Source organism: Corynebacterium sp. H127 (assembly GCF_037482665.1).
Lineage (GTDB): Bacteria > Actinomycetota > Actinomycetes > Mycobacteriales > Mycobacteriaceae > Corynebacterium.
In genome coordinates this window covers 15,769-40,974 of the sequence record NZ_JBBHKY010000001.1, presented here as the reverse complement: position 1 = coordinate 40,974, position 25,206 = coordinate 15,769, and the positions used below count along the sequence as shown (strand labels likewise).

The following is a 25,206-nucleotide window of genomic DNA, read 5'->3' as shown; positions in this document are numbered from 1 at the left end:
CTTTAACGGTTGAGCCGTTGACACTTTTCACCAGCCAGTATTGCGCGGAGCTAACTCACAAGTCTCACCAATTCTACGAAAGACGGATCATGGAAGTCGGATTTCGGTTGCGATCGCCGCGAACTATCGCCAATTGTGCTGATACCACCCCGAGATCCGACTTCCATGATCCGACAATGCCGACCCAGCGCAGTATTCTGGGAGACATGTCTTCCCGGCGCCCTGAAAAGTTGCGCGGCTATCAGTTTTCCGATGCCGCTCTACTCGCACAGGTATCTGCGCCGCTAAGAAGGGACTTCATCCGTTTCCTGCTGCGTCGCCGGCCTGTGCATCGCTCCATCATCGATGACGTGAAGGTTCCGCATTTCGGCGGGTCGGATCGCGTGTTCGGGATGGAACCGGGAACCGTCACCGAGGTGGGTGCGCTGCGTTTTCTCGGAGCGGGTAAGAATCCGCGCAGCTCCAAGCGTTTCGAGTACGTCACCACCGATTCCCATGGTCGGCAGCTCACCGCGACTGGAGCTATGATTCGCTCGACTAGTCCAAGGTCCCAGGGGAAACGGCCGGTCATTGGCTTTGCGCCTTCAACGCAGGGCGTGGCGCAGCATTGCGACCCATCACATAGCTCCGCGATCGGGTTCAAGGTGTTTAACAAGAAGCCTCGGGATGTCATCGCAGCATATGAGTTGCCGGTGATGCTCGCGTTCCTCCATCGGGGCTGCGATGTGGTGTTCATCGATTATCCGCGCGATCCGGATGCTGCGATCCAGTACTATATTGATCACATCGCCGCAGGCCACGCCCTTTACGATGCCCTCAAAGCCTCCCGCAGCCTGGGCATCCACGAGGATCAGCCCATCGGACTGTGGGGGTTTTCCCAGGGTGGCGGCGCAGTCGGGTGGTGCGTGGAGAACCCTGCACTGGAGGTTAAGGCCGCCGTGGTGGGAGCTCCGCCCTCGACGCTTGAGGAGGTGATGCGCCACGTGGATGGCTCTCTGGTCGTCGGCACGCTGGCGTACTCGGTGGCCGGCCTCATGGTGGAGACTCCCGAGCTGTGGGAGCAGCTGTGGCCGCTGTTCAACGAGCACGGGCGGGCGCAGATCCTGGCCAACATCACCACCTGCGCGGGCGGCACCGTTTTCGCCAGCGGCTATGAGCACACTCGCAATTGGACCGTAGATGGCCGTTCTTTCGCCGAAGTCGTCGTGGAACTACCCGCAGTCGCGGCTGCTTTACGACGTCAAGAGCTCGGCCACACATCCCCAAAGATTCCGGTGCGCCTGTGGGGCTCCCGCCATGACGACGTTATTCCGGTCGGGCAAGTCCGCACCTTGCGGGACCGCTGGCGTGCGCAGGGTGGGGAAGTCTCCTATACGGAATCTCGGTTTGTACCGCTGCCTGGGCGCACTTCACTCAATCATTTTCTGCCGTACTACCTGTCGGTGCCGCAGCAGATGGAGTGGTTACTGGAGCGACTGCGCTAGTTGAGGAAAAACTCGCAGAAGGTGTCATCTGGCAGAGTGACTTTGATTCCCCCGTCAATTTCCGAAACGCGCGAGTTACGCTTGGCAGCCCACAGTCGAAGTGCGTCCTCAATGTTGTCCGTGTTGTGGAATGCCTGTTGGGTGTAGCGGTTGAGATCTTCCATCTTGGGTTCATCTAGTGGAATATCCACGGCGAAGAACATCGTGGCTTGGCCAATGTCTCCGCCGAAGAAGGCATTGAATCCGATCAACTGCGCAGCCACGGATGCCAGCCCAGCACCAGGCAGCAGACCAAGGTCATTCAGCTCATCGATCTTGATGGATGGTTCCGCGAATTCAGGGATCTGCAGTTCCTGTGCGCGACCTTGCAGCTCGGTGATTCCGCTGATAGCTGGGTGATCCAGGCGCTCGGCAAAGCCCCGATCGTGCCAGGCCCACTGCCACACTGAGCCTTCGAGCGTGCCCAGCACCTGCACAGGAAAGCTGGACTCGCCGAACGCGATCGTGCCGGTGGAAATGTCTACAGTCCAATCTTCATCTCCGGCGCAATCGCCAAGTGTTTCCTGAGCTTCCAACGTCAGGATGGAATGGTCTGCAATCAAAGTGTGGAGGACGGGGGATTGGCACGAGGTACACGGTTGAACAAGGCCATGAATTTGAGCTTAAGAGATCCACAACGAGTGTGTAAGGCTCATCGCACGAATTCGGAAGGAAAATTCCGAATTGTACAGTTATGCACAGTTAGTTCCGCGCCAGGACCCCAAATAGGAAAGATACTTCCGTTCAGGCGATCGCGGCTGCGCGAACTATCAACAACGACACGTTGAAAGCCGCAAGCGAAATCATGCTATCTACATTGCCTTTTAGCGGCTCACCACTGACCGGAGCTGACAGAGAACTACGGCACAGACGCTAAGAAATAGCTCCCTAGCAGCGCGCCCTTTCGACCGCCTTTGACACCTGGTCACGTACCATGTCAGGTACGCCACAATCATGCCAGTGTCACATGAGGGGTCTCGCGGAATCCGGTGCAAGTCCGGGCGGTCGCGCCACTGTCACAGTCAGACCTGCAACCCCGTCTTTTGTGTGACGCAGCGAATGGGCGCGTAACCCTGACCACTGCATTTCTAAGGACGAACCAAACGTGATTGCCCTGCTGTCCACTTCGGATACTGACCTGCTCTCCGCCAAGGCTGCCAACGAGGCCGAGAACGTCCAGTTCAAATACGCCAACCCGATGTCACTGAAGGCCGACCACGTAGCAGAATGGCTGGGCGATGCATCCATTGCCGTCGTCAGGTTGCTGGGCGGCAAGCGCGCCTGGGAGGCTGGCTTGGAAGCCGTCCTGAAGACTGGTATTCCCACCGTGGTCGTCTCGGGCGAATTGGCCGTCGACGCCGAGCTGACCGAGCTATCCACCGTCCCCGCGGGCGTTACGACGACCGCCCACACCTACCTCGCCGAGGGCTCCGCCAAGAACCTGGAGCATCTCTACCGCTTCCTCTCGGACACGATTCTGCTCACCGGATTCGGTTTCGACGAGCCAGAGCACATGCCGCTGTGGGGATTCTTGGAACGCGGCACCTGGGCAACCGGGGAGTCCAAAAGCGGCCCGAAAATCGCCGTCTTGTATTACCGCGCCCAGCACCTCGCAGGAAACACCGAATACATCAAGGCTCTTAGCCGCGCGATCGAGGAGCAGGGCGCGACTGCGCTGCCGATCTTCACGGCGTCGCTACGCCAGGCCTCCCCGGAGCTACTCGCTGAGCTCGCCAAGACCGACGCCGCGATCACGACTGTCCTGGCAGCAGGCGGAACCAAACCGGCGACCGCACAGGCCGGTGGCGATGACGAGGCCTGGGACGTCGCGGAACTGGCTGCCCTGAACATCCCGATCATTCAGGGCCTCGCGCTGACAACACCGCGGCAGCAGTGGGACGAGAACGATGACGGCATGACCCCACTCGATGTAGCCACACAGGTGGCAGTGCCAGAATTCGACGGCCGCATCATCACTGTGCCCTTCTCCTTCAAGGAATACGACGCCGATGGTCTCATCGCCTATGTCCCGGATGCAGAGCGTTGCGCACGCCTTGCGGGAATCGCTGTGAAGCATGCCCGTCTGCGTTACCTAGACAATTCCCACAAGAAGATCGCCGTCATGCTGTCGGCGTACCCGACCAAGCACGCCCGCATCGGCAACGCTGTCGGCCTGGATACCCCAGCATCGACGCTGCGCGTGCTGCGCGCGATGGAGGAGGCGGGCTATGACCTCGGGGACACCGCCCAGATCCCCGGCTACAACGACATGGACGGCGATGCTTTCATGCACGCCATCATTGCGGCGGGCGGTCATGACCCAGAGTGGCTGACCGAGGAAGTGCTGGCCAACAACCCGCTGAAGCTGTCCGCCGCCAAGTATCGGGAATACTTCGCCACACTGCCGGAGGCTACCCAGGCAGAGATGACAGAGCACTGGGGCGCAGCTCCGGGCACGCACTACGTGAACCCAAGCACGCAGGAGATCTACATCGCGGGCCTGCAGTTCGGCAACGTGGTCGTCATGGTGCAGCCGCCACGTGGCTTCGGCGAGAACCCGGTTGGCATCTACCACGACCCTGATCTGCCGGCGAACCACCACTACCTGGGCACCTACTACTGGCTGCGCTCTGTCTTCGGTGCCGACGCGATCGTCCACATGGGCAAGCACGGCAACATGGAATGGCTGCCGGGCAAGACCGTCGGTATGTCCGCTGAGTGCTACACCGACCAAGCCATCGCCGACATCCCACTGATCTACCCATTCCTGGTCAATGACCCCGGCGAGGGCACCCAGGCCAAGCGCCGCGCCCACGCCGTGCTGGTAGACCACATGATCCCGCCGATGTCCCGCGCCGAGTCCTACGGCGATATCACGCGCCTGGAGCAACTGCTGGACGAGCACCAAAACATCTCCGCGATGGATCCCTCCAAGCTCCCGGCGATCCGCCAGGAGATCTGGACCCTGCTGACGGCAGCCAAGATGGACCAGGACCTCGGCTGGGAGGAACGCCCAGATGAAGAAGTCTTCGATGACATGCTCATGCACATCGACGGCTGGCTCTGTGAGATCAAGGACGTCGCGATCCGCGGTGGCCTGCACATCCTTGGCCAACCGATCGAAGAAGAAATGCTCATCGACCTCGTCCTCGCCATGCTGCGCGCCCGCCAACTGTGGGGAGGAGAACAGTCCGTCGCGGGGCTGCGCGAAGCCTTCGGACTCTCCGAGCAGGGCGATGAGACCCGCACGCGTGTCGACGCGGTGGAGGCTCAAGCCAAAGCCCTCCTCGTAACTCTGTCGGGTCAGGGTTGGGATGCTGGGGCCGTCGATAAGCTTGACGCACCCGAGCAGGTCAAGGACATCCTGCGGTTTGCCTGCACGGAGATGGTGCCGCGCCTGGAGGCGACGCCACGGGAAATCACGCAGATCCTGCGGGCATTGAGCGGCGAATTCATTGAGGCCGGACCATCCGGCAGCCCGATGCGCGGCCTAGTGAACGTGCTGCCCACTGGGCGCAACTTCTACTCGGTAGACCCGAAGTCCATCCCGTCTCGCCTGGCCTGGGAGACCGGCCAACTGCTCGCCGATTCGCTGATCGATCGCTACCTTGCCGAGCACGGCGAGCACCCGAAGTCCGTAGGCCTGTCCGTGTGGGGTACCTCCGCGATGCGTACTTCCGGCGACGACATCGCCGAGGTCTTCGCGCTGCTCGGCGTGCGCCCGATCTGGGACGAGGCTTCGCGCCGCGTGGTAGACCTGCAGGTAATCCCCTTGGAGGAACTCGGTCGTCCGCGCATCGACGTCACGGTGCGCATCTCCGGTTTCTTCCGCGACGCCTTCCCACACGTCGTCGCCCTGCTTGACGACGCCGTCCAACTGGTCGCGGACTTGGACGAGCCTTCTTCCGAGAATTTCGTCCGGGCGCATGCGGTGGAGGGTAAGCCGATCCGCCGCATCTTCGGTTCCAAGCCGGGTACTTACGGCGCGGGACTGCTGCAGCTCATCGAATCCGGCAACTGGCGTGACGACAAAGACTTAGCCGAGGTCTACACCACCTGGGGTGGCTACGCTTACGGTCGCGGTGTCGACGGCATCGAGGCCAAGGATGAGATGCGCGAGGCCTACGGACGCATCTCCGTGGCCGCGAAGAACGTAGATTCCCAGGAACACGACATCGCCGACTCCGATGACTACTTCCAGTTCCACGGCGGCATGGTGGCCACGGTACGCGCGCTCACCGGCAAGGATCCGGAGGCCTACATCGGAGACTCCACCCGCCAAGAAACCGTGAAGACCCGCACCCTGCACGAGGAATCGCGCCGCGTGTTCCGTGCTCGCGTAGTCAATCCGCGCTGGCTGGAAGCTATGCGGAATCACGGGTACAAGGGCGCTTTCGAGATGAGTGCGACCGTGGACTACCTGTTTGGCTACGACGCCACCACAGGTCTCATGGACGACTGGATGTACTCCACACTGACCGAAGAATACGTGCGAAACGAGACGATGCGCTCATTCTTCGAGCAGTCCAACCCATGGGCGCTGCGGGACATCTCCGAGCGTCTTTTGGAGGCCGCGGATAGGGGAATGTGGGCCGAGCCATCTGCGGAGGACTTGGATACACTGCGGTCTACCTTCTTGGAGATGGAAGGGAATTTGGAGGAGCGGTAGGTTTTCGTGGCGACTTCTTCGTAACTCCCTGGTGGTCACTTATTTTCAATAAGGGCCACCTTGATTTTACGAAGAAGTCGTTACGAAAAGCTGCGCCCACTTGATCAGTTGTCATCGACGACTTCAAAGGCCAATACGTCTGAGAATCCACTGCCCAAATCCACTGGGCCAAAGTTCTCCAGCGAGCGACTATTCAGGTTGAAACTCTTGAACTCGACTCCGCCAGAAAGAGACTGTTGCGCAAAAATTACTTCTTCGCCAATGGTGTCATACGCAAAGACATAATCGAAAGACTTGACGTTGTTGGCCCCTGGGCGGCTCCACAATGAAGTCAACTCGTTGCTTCCGACATTCAGCATTTTGATGCCATTGGAATCAGCCCATGTGACCTTGTCTTCATTAATCCACTGTGGAAATCCCGAGGCGTTGATAGGTGAGACTTCCATCTCGGGATCAAAACTCAATTCCACTAGTTTTCCCACAAAACCGGAATCTGGGTCAATTGAGGCGAGAACGTATCGATTGTCAGATTCACGCTGGAATAATTGGACAATCGTCCACTTTCCATCTGGTAATTGAATACATTTGCCGACACCAATCTTTCCACGGAATTCTGATTCTTTCGGCAGCTCTATTGGCGTAATCTGGTCGGACAAACCATCAGATTGCAACGGCGCAATAAAATTAGCTGCCGATTGACCGTCACTTGAATCAGTCTGGGCGAGGATATACTCCGCATCTCCACACCGAACAATGTTTGCGATATCACCCAACACGCTCGTCTTTTGTGAATTCCCATTCACATCAATCCTTGCGACGTGAGTAGTCCATCCGACAGATCCACCTTGCATTGAAGAGACGAGGTAGGCGTACTCCTCTGTACGTGAAACTGGACGCAGATTTACTCCCTCCCAGTCAACAGACTTGACAGTTTCGCCAGTCAACGCTCTTAGTTCGCCCGATCCGAACCAGGTAACGCCTCCTACCGTGGCAATAGCATCAAAATCTCCCTCTTGCTTAAATTGATCAATGAGAGTCACGTCTTTGCTGACACGGAAGAGCCCGGAATCACCTCCAGATGAACCCGAAATTATGTTCAGGGGAGGCCCCGACCAAGTCGATGCTTGAGGCTGAACAACACGGCTGCACGATCCGAGTATTAGACACAGGAATAGCGCAGCTACTGCCTTGTATTTCATTTGTATTCCACCAGATGATCACTGTTGCGAACATCACGTGGCCACACACCAGGACCACCGTCAGAATCTAAGTCAACCCATCCACCGAGGCTCCTGTACGCACGCCAAACCAGTTCCGAACAGTTAAGAGATTCATCGGCCCCAGGAAGTTTGTTAAAAACCGGATTCAGATCATACGGCGCCTGTCGAGCAGCAGCTTTTTCTGCGTAGGCGGTGGCAGATTCAATATGCAAATCACCGATAGATGTTCCGGTGTGAAATCTTCTCACTTTAAATCGATAAGGCGTATTATCCTTAGCGAACTTAGTGGTAACTGAACCCACTCCTACCGCCTCGACGATATGAGTCGAATCCGTAAACATACCGACATGCCCATAGTTGACATGTACCCCAGAAGGATCGGTCTGCACCATGCGGTTTTCGCTGTGTTCTCCAGCCCAGTTGTAATACACGTCGCCTTTTCGATGCTGGTTTTCGCTTACTATTACTGCTTCTTTAACTACTCCATGTGGTTGAATCCAATCCGGATCAATAACTTCGGACCTAATTCCACCGTTCCTGCTTGCGATACCTTGAATCTGTGTTTGAGCATCTTGCCCAATGACTTCTTTTGCTGATTCATTGATTGCAGCACGAACACTCAAATTCGCCATCTTCGAATATTCCCTGGATCGAGCCACTGTTTCAGAGATAACGTTTCGGTTCGTATACTGAGCGATTATCCAAAGCGGTGGTGTGAGACCGATCTTCTGCCCACCTTGGAACTGCTGATACTCATATGCGCCATCAGCATCCATCACTGGATCGGACGTTGGATAACCCCAAGCGCCACGTTCATACCCCTGCGCTTCCCACTGACCAAACATGTCCATCCCGACCGGATGCGCACCATGCTGCGGATGCCAATAGATCCAACCATGCTCAAACCGAGACATCCGCCCCACACCATCAGGCAGGCCCACTTCTTCCGCAACCGGATATCCAAGCCACGAGTTCTCCGCCCCCATCGAAACATACTTCTCGTTAATCTTCCCGTACACGGCAGCGCCTCGCCCCAGCTTCCAATACGCGCCGCCACCGGCAAACAACTGCTTCTGACCAACACGATCAACACCAGCAAAACTATCCGTCACTGGGTAACCAAGAACCCCACGCTCATATCCGGTACGGCCCCAAATCTCCATCATCAACGGCTGCACCGACCACGCCCCATGATTGGGATGCCAATAGATCAAACCATTGTGAAACTGCGAACGAGCACCCACACCATCCGGATTCCCAAGCTCACCGCTCGTCGGCCACAACAACCAACTCGTCGGACCACCCATCGATAGATACTTCGCCAAGATCGCACCACAAACGTGATGATTAAGCGGGAGGAAAGTCTGACAGTTTCGCACCGCCAAAGCTTGCATCTCACCGTCTGAAATGCTCTGCACTTCATTGTCACCCACAAGCCCCAATGCAGACATCGTTAGATCCTCAGAAACCTCAGTGGCCTGAGCCTCAACCTGAGCTTGTTCAAGGGACACTGCACTGTCAGTGTCAACTACATCCGCGACAGACTCATCAGCCAGGACTTCCGCGTACCACTTATTGGTTTCCTCAACCTCAGAATCAGGCTGTGCTACGGCAGTGCCGGTGAAAATGAGGAAACTAGCCGCAACAGAAGCCACTACCTTTTCCCTAACATGAGATTCCATTCAGTTAACAAATAGTGTGCCCCACCAGTGTAGATTCCCCCTAACGACATTGTCTCCGTTTTTAACAACAAATTGCGGCTCTGAGGTTTGCCGAGTAGCCAGGCTGTCATACGTATGAGGAGAGTTGGGCATCAGACCATCGGAGGCAGCTTGGCTCAGCGAGATCCAGACCGAAATGAGCATTACGGTGGAATTCCTCCAAACGACTGGCGGGCACAATCGTCACCATTCTTTCCATGGAGTCATTGGCAACGGAGGTGGATCAGCTCGTTTACCGTGTCAGCAGGGAAGACGGCCATCAGGTCTCTCAGCAGAGGACGTGTGGGAATGCTCGCGATAACTGCGAAGAGTCAGGCCGGCGGAGGGCCAAGTCAGCACCTTCTATTCCCTAAACAGGCTTCCTGCGAAAGACGTTAGTTCTCCAGCATGGCTACGCGACGCATCAGGGGCTGGTCCTCTTGTGTCTAACGCCACAGCCAGCCTGTGTAGTCCAGATATTATGCGGTAAGGAATTTTCAAAAGGTAGGGTAGTCATCGTGCCATTGCTCATTGCCATCCCATACTTCATCATCGAGGCGCTCGCCTTCTGGGGCGTTTCCAAACTCATCGGCGTCGGTTGGGCGCTGGTGGCGTTGTTCGTCTGCTTCTTCGGCGGGCTGGTCCTCGCCGCCTTCGAGATGCAACGCATCGGCCGGAGTGCACTCCGGAACCAAGGCCAGGTCAGTGCGGGAAGGATCGCGGGAGATTACGGTCTCATCGCCGCCGGAGCCATTGGCGTGGCCCTGCCGGGATTCGTCACCTTCGTGCTCGGCCTGTTGCTGATCCTGCCTCCGACCCGGGCCTTGTTCCGGGGCATGCTCGCCAAGAAGCTGCGCGTCAAGGTGGAGAACTTGGGCATGCGCGGCTTCGAGGCCACCAATCGCTACCGTCAGGAGGCGAGTTACGGTAGCTTCAAGGACCCTAACAAGTCGGTTATCGACGAAGACGAGATCCAGCAGTGGTCCGACAATCTCGACCCCGAGGACTTTAAGTGAAGCTCCTGATTCGTTTTGCCCTCGCCGCCGGCGGGGGCTACTTGGGTTATGCCTCCTTCGAGCCTCTCGGCTGGTGGTGGGCAGGAATCCTCGGCCTCGCCCTGTTGTGTGTATCTCTCGCCCCGTGGGGGGATCACGAACCCCGCAAGCGCACCGGCGCCCTCCTTGGGCTTGTCTATGGGCTAGCGCTCTACCTGCCGTTACTGCCCTGGGTGGGCGAGTTCGTGGGCACGTTGCCGTGGGTGGCGCTCGCGGTCACGGAGTCGCTTTATTTCATCGTCTTTGGCGCCCTAGCCATCCCGATCGCTCGCTGGCGTCGCTGGGGCGGGCCGGGTCTCGCTCTCTGGTTCGTCGCCGCCGAATACGTTCGCAGCAACTGGCCCTTCGGGGGCTTCGCCTGGGGTCGCCTGGCATGGGGACAGATCGAGGGGCCGCTGGCGCACTGGGCGTCGATAGGCGGTCCCGCGTTGGTCACCTTCGTGGCCGTCCTCGCCGCCGCCTTGCTGGCTAGTCGACGACCAATCCAAGGAGTACTTGCCCTCGGCATCATCCTGTCGGGCCTGCTCATCCCTGCTGGCGGACACGATGTTGGCGACGTGAAGGTCGCCGCGATCCAGGGCAACGTGCCACGAATGGGGTTGGACTTTAATACGCAGCGTCGCGCGGTGCTCGCTAATCACGCACGAGAGACGGGCGAGGTCAAGGAACCTGTTGACTTGGTGATCTGGCCGGAGAACTCCTCGGACGTCAATCCTTTCGCCGACCCGCAGGCGCGGGCGCTCATCGAAGGCGCCGTGGCCAAGGTGGGAGCCCCCACGCTCGTGGGCACCATCACTGTCGACCAGGTCGGGCCTCGCAACACGATGGTCGTGTTCAATCCGGACGGATCGACAGGGGAGTACCACCACAAGAAGTTCCTGCAGCCGTTCGGCGAATACATGCCGTATCGGGACTTTTTCCGGAAGTTCTCCGAGTTTGTGGACCAAGCGGGCAACTTCCAGCCGGGCACCGGCAATGGCGTGGTGACCATGGGGGATGTCAAGGTGGGCATCGCCACCTGTTACGAGGTTGCCTTCGATGCGGCGGCGCGGACGGCCGTCGATAATGGCGCGCAGATCCTAACCACGCCGACCAACAACGCGACCTTTGGTTTTACGGACATGACCTACCAGCAGATGGCGATGAGTCGACTGCGCGCCATCGAGACCGATCGCGCCGTGGTCATCGCGGCGACATCTGGCTCCTCCGCGCTGATCCGGCCGGACGGTTCGATCATCTCCCAGACGGAGATCTTCCAGCCCGCAGTCTTGCAGGACACGCTGCCACTGCGAGATACGAAGACACTAGCGGTGCGTTACGGGACCTATCTGGAGCTGGCACTAGCCTCCTTCGGGGCAGTGTGCGCCCTCCTTGCTTTCCTGCGCAGCCGGAGAGCCGGGTAGACTGTTAACCGCGTTGAGAATCAATTACCAACTTGGGAGAAAACCACTGATGAGTAAGCCAAGCGACCTAACACTGGTCATCATTCCTACCTTTAATGAGCTGGAGAATCTGCCGCTCATCACTGGGCGTGTGCGCAAGGCAACGCCCGAGGTAGACATCCTCATTGTGGACGATAACTCCCCGGACGGCACCGGCGAGGCCGCAGACAAGCTCGCCGCCGAGGACAACCACATCAAGGTGTTGCACCGCACCGAGAAGACCGGCCTGCTCGGCGCCTACCTCGCCGGCTTCAAGTGGGGCCTCGAGCAGGGCTACCAGGTCCTGTGCGAAATGGATGCGGACGGCTCCCATGCTCCAGAGCAGCTCCACCTGCTCCTGGAGAAGATCGACGCAGGCGCAGACCTTGTCATCGGCTCCCGCTATATCCCAGGCGGCAAAGTGGTTAACTGGCCGAAGAAGCGTTGGCTGCTGTCCAAGGGCGGCAACACCTACATCGGCCTAGCGCTAGGCACCGGGCTGTCCGATATGACCGCCGGATACCGCGCTTTCCGACGCGAATTGCTCGAATCCCTCGACTTCGACGAACTCTCCGCAGCCGGTTACATCTTCCAGGTAGACGTGGCTCGCCGCGCGGTCACGGACGGCTGGGATGTCGTAGAGGTCCCCATTACGTTCACCGAGCGCGAGATCGGCGAATCCAAGCTCGATGGTTCCTTTGTCAAGGATTCCTTGCTAGAGGTAACCAAGTGGGGCATCGCGCACCGTGGCGAGCAGATCAAGGACCTCGCCGAAGCAATGGTCGGATTGGCGAAGTACGAGCTAGAAAACAAGCGCAAGAAGCGTCTGTACTAGCTTGCGGTGTGATTTCGATCATTTCGATCCGGAATTGCCGCGAAATATGAGAAGCTAAGGAAGTCAACTTCCCTGATAGGGGAGGCTAGGGAGTGTAACCCTCGAAAAGTGAGGGGCAAGACCTGAGACGCTTATCGGCTTATGCCCGAGACCATGCGGTCTCGGGTCTTTTCTTTTCCCACAGCCTTTTCGGCAGGGTCCATCGGAAAGGAAAGATTGCCATGGTCACAAAGCAGGATTTTGCTCCACTGGCGCAGAGTGTGCTGGACGCGATCGGCGGTCCAGACAACGTTCGCACGTTCACGCACTGTGCCACCCGATTGCGGTTTAAGGTGGCCGACCCACGCCGCGTCGATGAATCCGCTGTATCAGATATCTCCGGGGTGCTCTCCCTTGTCAAAGCCGGTGGGCAGCACCAAGTGGTGATCGGTAACGACGTTCCCTTGGCTTACCAGGCGCTAGCGACATTACCCGGGATGGCGGCCAAGGCTACCAAGGACAGCTCAGCAACCCCGGCCGCGGATTCCGGCCCGAAGTCCAAGAACCCACTGAACGCCTTCATGGATTTGATCTCTGCGCTGTTCACACCTTTGGTGTGGTGCCTGGCAGGGCTCGGCCTGGGAAAGGCCTTCCTCGGGCTAGCCACCAACTTCGGCTGGTTAGCAGCTGACTCCGACACCTACCTGGTGTTCAACGCATGTTTTGATGCCTTCTTCTACTTCCTGCCGATCTTCATCGCCGATACGGCCGCACGGAAATTCAAGGTCAACACCTATATTGCGATGGCTACAGTCGCGCCGCTGGTCTACCCGGCGATCGTTGCCTTTTCGGAACGCAGCGACGTCCAGCTGTTCGGAATCCCAGTGTCCGCGGCTTCCTACACGTCCTCCGTTATCGCCCCGATTTTTGCGGTGTGGCTCGCAGGGTTCCTCCAACGTGGGCTGGAACGACTGCTCCCGGGAGCACTGCGTAACTTCCTCACCCCGCTCATCGTCGTGGCGGTCATGGTTCCCGTGGTGTTGCTGACCATTGGCCCTGCCACCGTGTGGGCATCTCAAACGATTGCAGACGGTATCAACTACCTCTTCGTCCACGCGCCTTGGCTCGGCGGCGCAGTGATGGGTGCGTTCTGGCAAGTCTTGGTGATCTTCGGACTGCACTGGGCCTTCGTCCCAGTCTTCTTGAATGAGCTGGCCATCGACGGGCATAGCTTCATGCTGGGGGCGCTTATGGCACCGGTCCTCGCACAAGCAGCCGCCGCACTAGCCGTGTTCCTGCGTACCAAGAACCAAAACCGTAAGAAGGTGGCCGGTGCCGGCGTCATCTCCGGCTTCCTCGCTGGTGTTACGGAACCTATCGTCTACGGTGTCAACCTGCCACTGAAGCTCCCGTTCTACGCTGGCTGCCTCGGCGGTGCCGTGGGTGGCGCGATTATCGCAATGGGCGGTAATGCAATGAACTCCTTCGTCTTCCCCTCGCTCATGGCGCTACCGGCTGCGATGCATTATGGCTCGTTTAACGCGCAGCTCCTTGGCTCCGGAGTCGCAATCCTGATCGCATTCATCGGATCGTGGGTATTGACTCCGTCCGCGGAGCGGCAGCATGAGATGGCAGCGCCGGCTGTCGAAACGCACGTAGCGCCGACTACTAACACCATTTCCGCGCCTATCGACGGCAGGCTGATTCCACTCGATCAAGTCCCTGACAAGGTGTTCGCCTCGGGCGCGATGGGGGAGGGCGCGGCAATCGAACCGACAGGTGGCGGCGTGATTAACGTGATTGCACCGATCACTGGCACGGTGCTCGCCGCACCAAAGTCCGGGCATGCTTATGGAATCAAGGGGAATAATGGGGTGGAAGTGCTGGTCCACCTCGGGATCGACACAGTGCAATTGCGCGGAGAGGGGTTTAACATCGGCGTCGATAAGGGCGCGGTAGTCACCGCCGGGCAGGTCATCGGCACTGCAGACCTCGACGTAATCCGCCAGGCCGGATACCAAGCGACGACCATGCTGATCGTCACCAATTCCAAGAAGCTCACAAAGGTTTCGCCGCGTACCTCCGGTACTGCGTCCGCCGGTGAGCAACTCATCGACATCGAACTATAGGAGCAGACATGTTTCCAGATAACTTCCTGTGGGGCGGCGCGACAGCCGCAAACCAAATCGAAGGCGCCTATGACGAAGGGGGCAAGGGGCTATCGATCCAAGATGTGATGCCGGACGGCCTGGCCACTTTGTCTTCTCCCGAACCAACTCCCGAGAACCTCAAGCTCGTGGCCATCGATTTCTATCATCGCTACGCCGAAGACATCAAACTCTTTGCGGAAATGGGCTTTAAGACCTTCCGATTCTCCATCGCCTGGTCCCGAATTTTCCCCCGCGGTGACGAGGCCGAGCCGAATGAGGAAGGGCTGGCATTTTATGACCGCGTCCTCGACGAGCTGGAAAAGTATGGCATCGAGCCGTTGGTGACGCTCTCACACTATGAGACCCCCTTGGCGCTGGCCCGCGAATACGGCGGCTGGCGCGACCGCAGGCTCATCGACTTCTTCGCTCGCTACGCCCGCACCGTATTTGAGCGCTACCGGGGCCGCGTGAAGTACTGGCTCACCTTCAACGAGATCAATGCCATCCTGCACAATCCATTCATGGCCGGCGGCATCGAAGTCGCTCGCAAGGAAGTTACCTCCCAGGAGCTCTACCAGGCCATTCACCATGAGCTAGTGGCCAGTGCATTAGTCACCAAAATCGCGCACGAGATTGATCCGGAGAACCAGATCGGGTGCATGGTCATCGCGATCCCGCGCTATCCGCTGACCTCCAAACCCGCCGACCAGCGGGCAGCGCAGTGGCAGTCCCAAGTGGACATGGCGTTCGGCGACATCCACGTTTACGGCGAATACCCCGCCGCGTTGCAACGCGTCTTCCGGGAAGAAGGCGTAGCCATCGAATGGGGGCCGAATGATGCCGCGCTGCTGAAAGAAAACACCGTCGACTTCGTATCCTTCTCCTATTACATGTCCGTAGGGGAGACCGCCGACCCGAGCTCTGCTACCACCGGTGGCGGAAATGTCATGGGTGGCTATGTCAACCCTGAGGTTCCAGTATCCGAGTGGGGCTGGGCTATCGACCCTGTGGGTTTGCGCATCATCGCGAATACGATGTGGGACCGCTGGCACAAGCCACTGTTCGTCGTCGAAAATGGTCTGGGAGCGCGCGATGAGCTTATCGACGGCGGCCCCGACGGCAAAACAGTCGCCGATGACTACCGCATCTCCTACCTGAATGACCATCTCTACCAGCTGGGGTTGGCAATTGGCGATGGGATTCCCGTGATGGGCTACACTACCTGGGGTTGCATCGACCTAGTTTCGGCATCAACCGCCCAAATGTCCAAACGCTACGGTTTCATCTATGTGGATCGTAATGATGACGGCACCGGGACGCTGGCACGCTACCGCAAGCAGTCCTTTGATTGGTACAAGCAGGTGATCGAGTCAAACGGTGCTTCGCTGAAGAAGCCTTCGGTAGGTTAGAAGCTGTGAAGGTGATCAGGGCATTGAACAACAACGTCGTGCTGTCTCAAAAGCCAGATGGCACGGAGGTTGTGCTCACCGGATGGGGAATAGGCTTCCAGAAGCGACCTGGTGATTCCATCGACGCAGCGGAAGCGACCCGGATCTTCGTCCCGGAGAGAGCGCTAGACACTCATCGCATGGCCGGGCTGCTCGCGGCGATCCCACTTGGCTACTTGGATATGGCAACTCGCGCGTTGGAAGCTGTTCGGAACCAGCTACCGGTGGCAGTATCGTCGGCCACCATAGTTTCCCTGGCAGATCACCTCCACATGGCAATGCAAAGGCTGCGTTTGGATCCAAGTCCACGCGCAAATCCTCTGGCTGCAGAAGTGGTCCATCTCTATCCCACCGAATTTGCTATCGCAGGTCAGATACTTGCGCAGATCAACCAGGAGATCGAGCCGCCACTGCCGGATTCTGAGAAGGTCGCCATCGCCTTACACCTGGTCAACGCGGGATTCCGCACGGCGGATTTAACTTCCACTTTCGCCATGACTGATGTGTTTCCTCAGCTCTTAGGTATCATCTCGGAGGCTTTCGACCTGGAAATTGACCCAACGGGCGTCAACGCCGCGCGCTTTATCACCCATATGCGTTACTTTTTCATCCGGGCCGCACACGGCCAACAACTGCAGGATGGGGCTGAGGCGCTGTGGGAGTCGTTAGCGGCCACTCAGCCTTTAGTGGTCGATTGTGCACAGAAGCTTGCTACGATCCTGCAGCTGCGCCTTGGCACGGAGCTCACAAAAGACGAAATCGCCTACCTAGCGCTGCACATTGCGCGATTGGTAGGCGATAGGTCGCCGGGGGATTAACCCTGGGCCTGCTGTGCGGCCTCTTCTTGTTGTTGCTTGAGTAGGCGGGCGGCGTTACGACGACGCTTGCGCAGCAGCTCCACGCGCTCTTCAAGCAGCGTGTCGAGTTCTTCTAGGCTACGACGCTCGCGCAGCATGTCCCAGTGGGTACGCGGCGGCTTGATTTCCTTAGAGTCTTGGCCTTCGCCCTCCATGAGGGTGCCCATTTGGCCGTTCTTGCACATCCAGGTGCTAGGAATTTCAGCATCGTCTGCGAAGGGGACCTCGTAAACCTCACCGGTATCGGTCTTGTATTTGACCAATTGGCGTGGCGCGAGGTCGTGGTCTCGATCCGTTTCATAAGAAACGGCGCCCATGCGGCTGCCACGAAGTACGCGATCTGCCATGTAAGTTCAGTCCTTTATTGTCTAGGGGACGGTACCCGATTGTTTGCACACCCACAAAAAGGTGGACACGGGAGAATATTTGGCCATTATAGCTGTTGTTGGTGCGTCTATGCACGTGGGGTTTAGGAAGAGGCCTGAAGAATAAGCTATGGTGAACTGCGTGAAACCGTATTCATCTTCGGCAGGCTCCGCTGTGGATTCTACGAAGGAAGTCACGTGTGCTTGGTGCGGAAAGCAGATCGATACTTCTGGGCGTGGACGCCCAAAGAAGTATTGTGGCCAATCTTGCCGGCAACGAGCCTACGAGCAACGCAGTAACGTCGCAGGCACGAGTATCCCAGCCGAGGCAGTGATACTGCGTCCAGAAAAGGTTTCGCAGCTCAAGGATTCGCTCTTCGAACTGCGTTGCAGCGCGGAGGACATAGCGACGGCAGCGTCGGAAGGCGCAACCGGTGAAGAACTACGCGAGCTGTGTGAAGATTTAGTCGAGCTTACTCGCGCTATTGAGAAACTACGTTAGGTTGAAACCGAACATGCAGAAGACCTATAACAACAAACTGGTCATCGCGGCCGTTGTCGCGATCCTGACGATCGCTCTGGTCAGCGTAGTTCCCGTGGCATACAAGGCCTACATGACTCCTGGTGTGAAAACTGAGGGTATTACGGTCGAGGGGGCTAAGAATGCCTCCACGGATTTCAATGGCAATTGGACTGTGACAAAGGCAGCTCCTGGTAACCCGACCTCTGTGGGGTACACCTTTTGGGAGATCCTGCCGGGTGAGCGGCGCGCCACCTCGGGTAGCACTAAGGATGCCTCTGGAGATGTAGCTATTGAAAATGGCAAGCTCACCAAGGCCAACATTACTATTGACATGGCAACAATTGAAACGGACCGCCAGAAGCGCGACATCAACGTTCGCATGAAGCTACTGGAGACCGATTCCTATCCGACAGCCACCTTCGTCGCCGATGAGAACGCGAACGTAGATGTCAGCCACATCCCAGACAATGCAAGCATCGGCCAGGTGACGGTTCCCGGCACGCTAACCATTCACGGCGTCTCCAAGCATATCGACGCCAAGCTGGACGTCCTGCGCACCGGAGAGAACCTTGTCGTGGGCGCAGCGATCCCGATTAATCGCTTGGACTACGGCGTAGAAACTCCAGATTTTGTGGCAGCGAAAATCGATGCCGAGGGCCATCTCAACATCCGCCTGGCACTGGAGAAGTAACTAATGCAGCAACGCATGATTCCGTGGCTTTGGCTACGACTCGTAGGCATCCTTGGGTTCTTTGTGTTCGTACTGACACGGGACATGCCGCTAGTAGCGTTCATTGCGCTGGCATTGTTCGTCTTAACAAGTTTTCAACTCAAATCTGCCTATCGAGCTAAGAGCGAGAACCCAGGGCAATAACGTCACTGTGACATTAAAGGCCACATAAGCGGTAAATGTAGCAATTGTCCGATAATGTACATTATGTCAAATAGGACTTGTGGATACAGCGTCCCCTAATCCGCTCGCCATGCCACCCCGCATGCGTGCTCGCTCTTTTCCCACCGACCCAAGAACCTTCACGGGACACTGAAACCAAGTGCTGCATCGACTAAGGACGCAGTCACACCAAAAGCCGTCGAGCAAATGTTGGCCGCAACACTAGACGGCGATTATCTCCTTGGTTACACTCGGGCCTAAGTTTCCGAATCTGATTTATAGATTCAGTTACTTAATACTGCAACCTCACAACCTGAAGGAGATTTCAATGTTCACTGATCTAATGCTAGCGATTAATCACTTTCTCACCAACCTTACTGGCCTGTCGATGATGCCGATCGCGTTGAGCGCCATACCGTTTTTGCGGGCGGGTTATTAAGGCGCACAAAGAACGTGGCCGGAACCCAAGAGATACGCCCTAAGCTTCCAGAGAGAACCACCGCCTACCCTGCACAGTGCACTTGGCAACCATAGACTGAGCAACTATGTCTGCTCGCTCTAAGATGCCCACCCACGATGCACTTGAAGTGCTCACTGTATTCACCAGGCTCGGGCTCACATCTTTTGGTGGCCCGACTGCTCACTTGGGCTATTTCAAGACGGCATTCGTGGACGAACGTCGCTGGCTCAGCGAGGCTTCCTATGCCAACACTGTGGCCTTGTGCCAATTCCTACCGGGCCCAGCATCTTCACAAGTTGGAATGGTCATCGGATTTCGGCGAGCTGGGTATCTCGGCATGCTCATGGCATGGCTGGCTTTCACCCTGCCCTCTGCAGCTATTCTGACCGCATTCGCACTGTTACTCAAAGACAGCGACCTTGTTGATCCCAACAGTGGCTGGCTCAAAGGCCTCCTCGCTGCTGCCGTCGCAGTGGTCTTTCACGCAGTGGCGGGTATGGCTAGAAACTTGGCGCATTCCAAAGCCACCGCAACGATTGCCGTGGCGGCCGGGCTCGCGGTACTCACGGCCCCGAGTCCGTGGACCCATATCGCAGTCATTGCTCTCGCCGCGCTGTTCGGAATACGTTTTTGCTCCGCCAGCGAGCCAAGTAATACCGACGGTATCCGTTCCGTGCCACGATCGGTCGCGCTTTCTTCTCTCACTGTGCTCGTCCTAGCTCTAGTGTCACTCCCCTTCCTCGCTAGGTTCACCGGCAGTCATCTAATTTCACTCATCAACGCATACTTCGGCTCCGGTGCGCTTGTCTTTGGCGGTGGCCACGTGGTGATGCCGCTATTGGAGCAACACACGGTAGCTACAGGCTGGGTCAGTGAAACAGAATTTCTGGCTGGCTATTCCGCAGCTCAGGCCGTCCCTGGTCCCCTTTTCACGTTCGCGTCTTTCCTAGGAGCGGCCGACATGGGTATTCCGGGAGCATTGCTGGCCACGATATCGATCTTCGCCCCGTCGGCACTGCTGGTGCTCTTCGGCCTGCATTATTGGGATCGACTCTCCCACTCGCTTGTCACCCGCAAAGCCTTCGCGGGCGCTAATGCTGCCGTCGTCGGCCTGCTCGCAGCCGCGCTCTACAACCCAGTGTTCACCCACGGTATTACCGGGATCCCTAGCCTGAGCATCGCAGCACTGTGTTGGTTAGGAATGGCAAAGTGGCAGGTGCCTGCCTGGGCCATCGCTCTTGGCGCAGCGCTCGCAGGCTGGGTGCTGCTCTAGCTCGCTTAACGACGCCCCGAACGATTCCTACTGGTCAACGTCAGTTGCACCGCGTCTAGACATCCCAGCTGGAAGAGCGCTTCCAACAAGGCATAGTGGTAAATCCACATCCGGCGGAAGACCGGGTCATAGCCCGCGGCCGCGGCTTCTCGTAGGTTGCCCTCAAAGGTTTCTCGCTGCAATCTTAGGGTCGCTAGATAGTGGGCACCGAAGTGCTTTTCAGCGATGATCCGCAAGCCGGTTTCTTTATCGACGAGTTGGTGGATTTCTCTGGTCGTCGAGAAGCGAAGAGCCGGCCACACATAGCCGCGCAGGACCGACAGCGCCTCTCGACTATTCGGCCCAAAGGTTTCCGTCGCCACCACTGTCTGCATGCCGATGAAGCCGCCGATGGTGAGCATCCGATCAAGGGAACGCAGGAACCCAACGCGACCGGTCTTGCCCATGTGCTCGAACTTCTCCAAGGACAGGATGCCGTCATAGCGACCACGCCAGTCCTCACGGGTCGGAATGGGATGCTCCAGCAAGTAAGGGTGGACGTGATCCGAGGCCCCGTTGAGGATAATAAATTCATCAAGGGCGAGGCGGTGTTCCTCATCTGAAGTGAGCACATCAACCGTGGCGCCACGTGCCGAGGCCTGCAGTGCCAAAGCACCGCCGGAACTTGGAAACTCCAGAACATCCGAGCCACTGCCAACGTGACTGGCATCCAGCACACTGTCTGCGGCGCGCAGCTGCGCATCACCCAGATCTGCCCGTTCCACATCTATTGGGGCCGCTAGCGAGGTGACATCCACGAAATGGGTCGCCGGTTCACTACCCCGCCCTGCACCCGAGACGAAGCTCTTCATCGCGGTGCGCACTGTCGTGGGCACACCAGAGGCAAACAACCCTCCGAACGTGCTCACCCCATCTGTGGAACACAGCTGAACTAGGTCCGAGGGCAGCTCAGCGCCGTCACCGCGGTCTTTTCCAGAAAGCCCACGGAAGGAACGCGGGGTACGCAGGGAAAAACCGCTGGCCAGGAGCTTTGCCAACACAGCAGGCAAGTCTTCTGCGGTCCACTCCCCGGCCATGTAGGACTCGGCTAGGCCCAGCCACCCAGACTCCGCTAGCCGAACAAACAGCTCCTCATGGAGGACAACCACGTCGGGGTGTGGCCCCTCAAGTGTTATTGCAGCCTTGGCACAGGCAGTGGCGAACAGTCGTTCTGCGCGACGCGTGCGCATGTTGAGGAGCATCCCAGGCTCTGGGACGTTGACGATCGCCGGCCAAGTCTCTGGATCAGCAGTCGAGAGATGATCGGGAATATAGGTTGCCACCGAGTTTGGCCTCCAATCATCGCTAACACGCGGGAACAGTGACAGCTTAGTTTGCCCGCTGGTGACACTAGAGAAGCGACACGGAAACGGCAGCTTTCCATAACGAAATTTTCGCCGTCTGACCTTGAATGTGACCACTATCCCAGCAGGGTCTACTATTAGTATGCAACCCGTTTTCTTCAGCATTCAGGAGCACCATTTTCATGACCGAGCAGCCTTTTCGCCCATCCGGTGGTCGCCACCACGTCGTCGTCATCGGATCCGGCTTCGGCGGATTGTTCGCGACCAAGCGCCTTAAGAAGGCCGATGTTGATGTCACCCTCATCGACCGCACCAATCACCACCTCTTCCAGCCACTGCTCTACCAAGTAGCAACTGGCCTGCTCGCCTCTGGCGAAATTGCTCCCGCGACTCGCCAGATCCTTGCCGAGCAGGACAATGCCTCCGTGGTCAAGGCGCGCGTGACTGACATCGATATCAAAGCACAGACCGTCACCACCCAGCTGGGCAACAACACCAAGATCTTTAGCTACGATTCCTTGATCGTTGCTGCTGGCGCCGGTCAGTCTTACTTCGGAAACGATCACTTCGCTGAGTTCGCACCGGGTATGAAGTCTATTGATGACGCCCTAGAGATCCGTGCCCGACTGATGGAGGCCTTCGAGCGCGCCGACATGACGGAGGACATGGAAAAGCGTGAGCGCTACATGACCTTCACCATCGTCGGTGCCGGCCCAACCGGTGTCGAGCTCGCTGGCCAGATTGCTGAAATGGCCAACCGCACTCTGAAGGATCAGTACAGCAACATCGATCCTTCCCAGGCCAAGATCATCCTGCTCGACGGCGCCCCACAGGTCCTGCCCCCATTCGGCAAGCGCTTGGGCCGCAATGCGCAGCGCCGCCTGGAAAAGCTCGGCGTCACCGTCGTGCTCAACTCCATGGTCACCGATGTCAACGAGCAGGCCATCACTGTTAAGAACATGAAGGACGAGTCCGTTCAGGTCATCCCATCCTTCTGCAAGATCTGGTCCGCAGGCGTCGCAGCTAGCCCACTGTCCAAGATGGTGGCCGAGCAGGCCGGTACGGAAACCGACCGCGCAGGTCGCGCGATTGTCAACGACGACCTCACTGTCGGCGATTACAAGAACGTCTTCCTGGTTGGTGACATGGCCAACTACGAGAACCTTCCGGGCGTTGCACAGGTAGCAATGCAGGGCGGCGAATACGCAGCCGAGCAGATCATCCTCGAGCTGGAGGGCCGCTCCAACACCGAACGCCCTAAGTTCGAGTACTTTGACAAGGGCTCCATGGCGACCGTCGCCCGCTACTCTGCAGTGGTGAAGATGGGCAAGATCGAGGCTACCGGCCTCATCGGCTGGCTCATGTGGCTCGCAGTGCACATCATGTTCCTGGTGGGCTACCGCAACCGTTGGACCGCCGCGTGGGCGTGGGGACTCAACGTTCTCTCCCCTAAGCGTTGGCAGATGACCGTTACTGACCAGCAGCGTAAGGCTCGCGGCTTCCTCGAGTAATAGCGCCTGCTTCCCTCATTCCCCCGTGGCCCCTGCGACAATCAACCGCTGCCACGGGGGTTAGTTATAGCTGCAAGGAGACGCAAACATGAACCGTGCTATCCCAAGAGTTTTAAGTATCGCCGGCACCGACCCAACCGGTGGCGCCGGTGTGCAAGCAGATTTGAAGGCAATCCTGGCCGCAGGTGGTTACGGCATGAGCGTGGTCACCGCACTGGTTGCGCAGAACACCCAAGGAGTGCGCAGCGTCCATATCCCGCCCGTGGACTTCCTCCTAGAACAATTACGTGCGGTCTCGGATGATGTGCACATCGACGTCATTAAGGTCGGGATGCTGGGAAACGCGGAGATCATTCGTACCGTCTCCGAGTGGTACGCGGACATCACTGCCCCACTGGTTCTCGACCCAGTGATGGTGGCAAGCTCCGGAGACCGCTTGCTGGATAGTTCGGCCGAAGCGGCCCTGCGCGAGCTGTGTGGCCAAGCCGACCTAATCACACCCAATATTCCCGAACTAGAGGTGCTCAGCGCGCAGCACCTCGACACCGCCGAGGCAGCCCTCCAGGCAGCACAGAACTTCGCCGCTGCGACGGGAACGCACGTGGTGGTCAAGGGCGGTCATCTCTCCGGCAGTGAGGCAGGCAATTGGCTTGTCGACGCCACCGGCATCGTCACCCAGGTCTCCACCCCACGCATCCCGACCAAGAACACTCATGGCACCGGATGTTCCCTCAGCGCTGCTGTGGCCACCCGCTTCGGGCAGACGGGCGACTGGGCGGAAGCGTTGACGTGGGCTACGCATTGGCTCAGCGAGGCCATTGCGCGCGCAGACGCACTCGAGGTGGGCCAAGGCAACGGCCCCGTGGACCACGGTGTGCGTCTGCGCGGGGCGAGCAGTTAGCGATTCAGTATCGCGACGATAAAGTCGGACTGGGGAGTGAAAGGCTGAATGTCCCACGTGCCGAGGAGCAGGTTTTCTTTCAAACCCACTGCGGCGCAGTCCGTGAGGAATTGGCGGTAGTGGTAGCCACGATTGGTGCCAAAGCCAATCACCAAGCAGCCTTCGGCGGACAGTTGCTTGCCTAAGGCGGCTAGGGCCGCCTGCCGCTCCGACACCGCGAGGAATGTCATCACGTTACCGGCCGAAACGATTACATCGAATGGCCCCTCCGGCACATCACCCTGGGCCAGGTCACCGACATGCCATTGGCAGTCCGGGAAATCGGCGCGGGCGTAGCCGATCAGAGTTTCGTCGATGTCCACACCGACCACGTCGTGTCCGCGACGCGCTAGTTCACCACCGACGCGTCCCGTCCCACAGCCGGCATCGAGGATGCGGGCGTTTCGGGGCGCGAGGGCGTCGATAAAGCGCGCCTCCCCATTGATGTCCCTGCCCTCTGCGGCAAAGTTCTTCCAACGTCGCGCATAGTTCTCGGAATGATCCGGATTGGCAGCGACGATTTGCTTCCAGGTACTCATATCAGCGAGCTTAGCCCCCGAGCACCATCGTCCGAAGCATGGTCTGCGCTAACAGCCGATCGCGGTGAAAACACTTGATCTCAAAAGTCTGGGTGCTGTGCCCCAGATGCACCGGAACCGCCTCCGCTTCGATGACACCTGAGCCACAGGAGGCAATGAAATTGGTGCTGTTATTGATCCCCACCACCGGGCGACCACCAGCAGCACACAGGCCCGCAATCGAACCAAGGGTTTCCCCAATGCTGCAGTACACGCCACCGTTCACTAGCCCTGCTACCTGCAGTAGATCCTGAGTCACGGGGATTTCAGCCTGCACCCGCTCGGTGCTGACGTGAACGAATCTGATTCCGATGAGCTGCGCGAAGCCCCGATTGGCCTCGCTGAGAGCTGCGAGTTCCTCCTGGCTCAATGGTCGTTCTTTGGCCTGCGCAAACAACTGGGAAATCTCCATGACTGGGATTCTAGACGGTTGCTGAACTAGCTCGCTGAGTGGAGCAGGTACG

At 58.2% G+C, this 25,206-nt stretch carries 20 protein-coding genes; 13 read left to right on the top strand and 7 right to left on the bottom strand.

Annotation, left to right across the window (positions count from 1 at the left end; genetic code table 11):
- The first annotated feature begins 206 nt into the window (after positions 1 to 206).
- On the top strand, positions 207 to 1,484 hold the full coding sequence (locus WG936_RS00175) for a lipase family protein (protein ID WP_339571773.1): 1,278 nt from the start codon (positions 207 to 209) through the stop codon (positions 1,482 to 1,484).
- Here the strand turns inward: WG936_RS00175 and WG936_RS00170 are convergent.
- Positions 1,481 to 2,086, bottom strand: a complete 606-nt coding sequence (locus tag WG936_RS00170; protein WP_339571772.1) for a DUF6882 domain-containing protein — start codon at positions 2,084 to 2,086, stop codon at positions 1,481 to 1,483. The genes WG936_RS00175 and WG936_RS00170 overlap by 4 nt on opposite strands.
- Positions 2,087 to 2,628: 542 nt before the next feature.
- Here WG936_RS00170 and cobN point away from each other — a divergent pair.
- Positions 2,629 to 6,192 carry a cobaltochelatase subunit CobN gene (gene cobN, locus WG936_RS00165; RefSeq protein ID WP_339563604.1) on the top strand — a complete coding sequence of 1,188 codons (3,564 nt, stop codon included), beginning with the start codon at positions 2,629 to 2,631 and terminating at the stop codon, positions 6,190 to 6,192.
- A gap of 104 nt (positions 6,193 to 6,296) precedes the next feature.
- Here cobN and WG936_RS00160 read toward each other — a convergent pair whose 3' ends face one another.
- Positions 6,297 to 7,232, bottom strand: a complete 936-nt coding sequence (locus WG936_RS00160; protein ID WP_339571771.1) for a hypothetical protein — start codon at positions 7,230 to 7,232, stop codon at positions 6,297 to 6,299.
- A gap of 155 nt (positions 7,233 to 7,387) precedes the next feature.
- Positions 7,388 to 9,067, bottom strand: coding sequence for a hypothetical protein (locus tag WG936_RS00155; RefSeq protein ID WP_339571770.1), 1,680 nt, complete (start codon positions 9,065 to 9,067; stop codon positions 7,388 to 7,390).
- Between the two features lie 563 nt (positions 9,068 to 9,630).
- Between WG936_RS00155 and WG936_RS00150 the strand changes: the two genes are divergently transcribed.
- The 6 genes from WG936_RS00150 (at position 9,631) to WG936_RS00125 (ending at position 16,818) form a co-directional block, all read left to right on the top strand.
- Positions 9,631 to 10,128, top strand: a complete 498-nt coding sequence (locus WG936_RS00150) for an FxsA family protein (protein WP_339563607.1) — start codon at positions 9,631 to 9,633, stop codon at positions 10,126 to 10,128.
- Positions 10,125 to 11,570, top strand: coding sequence for an apolipoprotein N-acyltransferase (lnt, locus tag WG936_RS00145; protein WP_339571769.1), 1,446 nt, complete (start codon positions 10,125 to 10,127; stop codon positions 11,568 to 11,570). Before WG936_RS00150 ends, lnt begins: the two co-directional genes overlap by 4 nt.
- A gap of 49 nt (positions 11,571 to 11,619) precedes the next feature.
- Positions 11,620 to 12,423: a polyprenol monophosphomannose synthase gene (locus tag WG936_RS00140; protein WP_339563609.1), complete on the top strand. Its 804-nt coding sequence runs from the start codon at positions 11,620 to 11,622 to the stop codon at positions 12,421 to 12,423.
- Between the two features lie 221 nt (positions 12,424 to 12,644).
- Complete coding sequence (locus tag WG936_RS00135) at positions 12,645 to 14,531, top strand: beta-glucoside-specific PTS transporter subunit IIABC (protein WP_339571768.1); 1,887 nt, start codon at positions 12,645 to 12,647, stop codon at positions 14,529 to 14,531.
- An 8-nt stretch (positions 14,532 to 14,539) separates the two neighbouring features.
- Positions 14,540 to 15,961, top strand: coding sequence for a 6-phospho-beta-glucosidase (gene ascB / locus WG936_RS00130; protein WP_339571767.1), 1,422 nt, complete (start codon positions 14,540 to 14,542; stop codon positions 15,959 to 15,961).
- A gap of 5 nt (positions 15,962 to 15,966) precedes the next feature.
- A complete protein-coding gene (locus tag WG936_RS00125; RefSeq protein WP_339563612.1) occupies positions 15,967 to 16,818 on the top strand; it encodes a PRD domain-containing protein in 852 nt (283 codons plus the stop codon).
- Here WG936_RS00125 and WG936_RS00120 read toward each other — a convergent pair.
- On the bottom strand, positions 16,815 to 17,204 hold the full coding sequence (locus WG936_RS00120) for an RNA polymerase-binding protein RbpA (protein ID WP_339563613.1): 390 nt from the start codon (positions 17,202 to 17,204) through the stop codon (positions 16,815 to 16,817). The two genes, WG936_RS00125 and WG936_RS00120, sit on opposite strands and share 4 nt — an antisense overlap.
- A gap of 193 nt (positions 17,205 to 17,397) precedes the next feature.
- On the opposite strand from WG936_RS00120, the gene WG936_RS00115 reads away from it, so the two are divergent.
- From WG936_RS00115 to chrA, 3 genes are all read left to right on the top strand, one after another.
- A complete protein-coding gene (locus WG936_RS00115) occupies positions 17,398 to 17,724 on the top strand; it encodes a hypothetical protein (protein WP_445227921.1) in 327 nt (108 codons plus the stop codon).
- Positions 17,725 to 17,737: 13 nt separating this feature from the next.
- Positions 17,738 to 18,436, top strand: coding sequence for a YceI family protein (locus tag WG936_RS00110; RefSeq protein ID WP_339571765.1), 699 nt, complete (start codon positions 17,738 to 17,740; stop codon positions 18,434 to 18,436).
- Between the two features lie 746 nt (positions 18,437 to 19,182).
- Positions 19,183 to 20,370: a chromate efflux transporter gene (gene chrA / locus WG936_RS00105; protein WP_445227913.1), complete on the top strand. Its 1,188-nt coding sequence runs from the start codon at positions 19,183 to 19,185 to the stop codon at positions 20,368 to 20,370.
- Positions 20,371 to 20,375: 5 nt separating this feature from the next.
- Here chrA and WG936_RS00100 read toward each other — a convergent pair whose 3' ends face one another.
- Entirely contained in the window at positions 20,376 to 21,692 is a 1,317-nt protein-coding gene (locus WG936_RS00100; RefSeq protein ID WP_339571764.1) for a class I SAM-dependent methyltransferase, read from the bottom strand.
- A 203-nt stretch (positions 21,693 to 21,895) separates the two neighbouring features.
- Here WG936_RS00100 and WG936_RS00095 point away from each other — a divergent pair, with 203 nt between their 5' ends.
- The gene (locus tag WG936_RS00095; protein WP_339563617.1) at positions 21,896 to 23,224 is read left to right on the top strand and encodes an NAD(P)/FAD-dependent oxidoreductase; all 1,329 of its coding nucleotides are present in this window, start codon (positions 21,896 to 21,898) and stop codon (positions 23,222 to 23,224) included.
- A gap of 88 nt (positions 23,225 to 23,312) precedes the next feature.
- Positions 23,313 to 24,125, top strand: coding sequence for a bifunctional hydroxymethylpyrimidine kinase/phosphomethylpyrimidine kinase (thiD, locus tag WG936_RS00090; protein ID WP_339571763.1), 813 nt, complete (start codon positions 23,313 to 23,315; stop codon positions 24,123 to 24,125).
- On the opposite strand, the gene WG936_RS00085 is transcribed toward thiD, so the two are convergent.
- Together WG936_RS00085 and WG936_RS00080 are read right to left on the bottom strand one after the other, a co-directional pair.
- Positions 24,122 to 24,703, bottom strand: coding sequence for a class I SAM-dependent methyltransferase (locus WG936_RS00085; protein ID WP_339571762.1), 582 nt, complete (start codon positions 24,701 to 24,703; stop codon positions 24,122 to 24,124). The genes thiD and WG936_RS00085 overlap by 4 nt on opposite strands.
- 10 nt (positions 24,704 to 24,713) lie before the next feature.
- Positions 24,714 to 25,154, bottom strand: a complete 441-nt coding sequence (locus WG936_RS00080) for a PaaI family thioesterase (RefSeq protein ID WP_339563620.1) — start codon at positions 25,152 to 25,154, stop codon at positions 24,714 to 24,716.
- Positions 25,155 to 25,206: the final 52 nt, after the last annotated feature.

Coding starts and splice junctions, on each gene's coding strand:
- WG936_RS00175 (WP_339571773.1), top strand. CDS start 207: ATGTCTTCCCGGCGCCCTGAAAAGTTGCGCGGCTATCAGTTTTCCGAT.
- WG936_RS00140 (WP_339563609.1), top strand. CDS start 11,620: ATGAGTAAGCCAAGCGACCTAACACTGGTCATCATTCCTACCTTTAAT.
- WG936_RS00135 (WP_339571768.1), top strand. CDS start 12,645: ATGGTCACAAAGCAGGATTTTGCTCCACTGGCGCAGAGTGTGCTGGAC.
- ascB (WP_339571767.1), top strand. CDS start 14,540: ATGTTTCCAGATAACTTCCTGTGGGGCGGCGCGACAGCCGCAAACCAA.
- WG936_RS00120 (WP_339563613.1), bottom strand. CDS start 17,204: ATGGCAGATCGCGTACTTCGTGGCAGCCGCATGGGCGCCGTTTCTTAT.
- WG936_RS00110 (WP_339571765.1), top strand. CDS start 17,738: ATGCAGAAGACCTATAACAACAAACTGGTCATCGCGGCCGTTGTCGCG.
- chrA (WP_445227913.1), top strand. CDS start 19,183: ATGTCTGCTCGCTCTAAGATGCCCACCCACGATGCACTTGAAGTGCTC.
- WG936_RS00095 (WP_339563617.1), top strand. CDS start 21,896: ATGACCGAGCAGCCTTTTCGCCCATCCGGTGGTCGCCACCACGTCGTC.
- thiD (WP_339571763.1), top strand. CDS start 23,313: ATGAACCGTGCTATCCCAAGAGTTTTAAGTATCGCCGGCACCGACCCA.
- WG936_RS00085 (WP_339571762.1), bottom strand. CDS start 24,703: ATGAGTACCTGGAAGCAAATCGTCGCTGCCAATCCGGATCATTCCGAG.
- WG936_RS00080 (WP_339563620.1), bottom strand. CDS start 25,154: ATGGAGATTTCCCAGTTGTTTGCGCAGGCCAAAGAACGACCATTGAGC.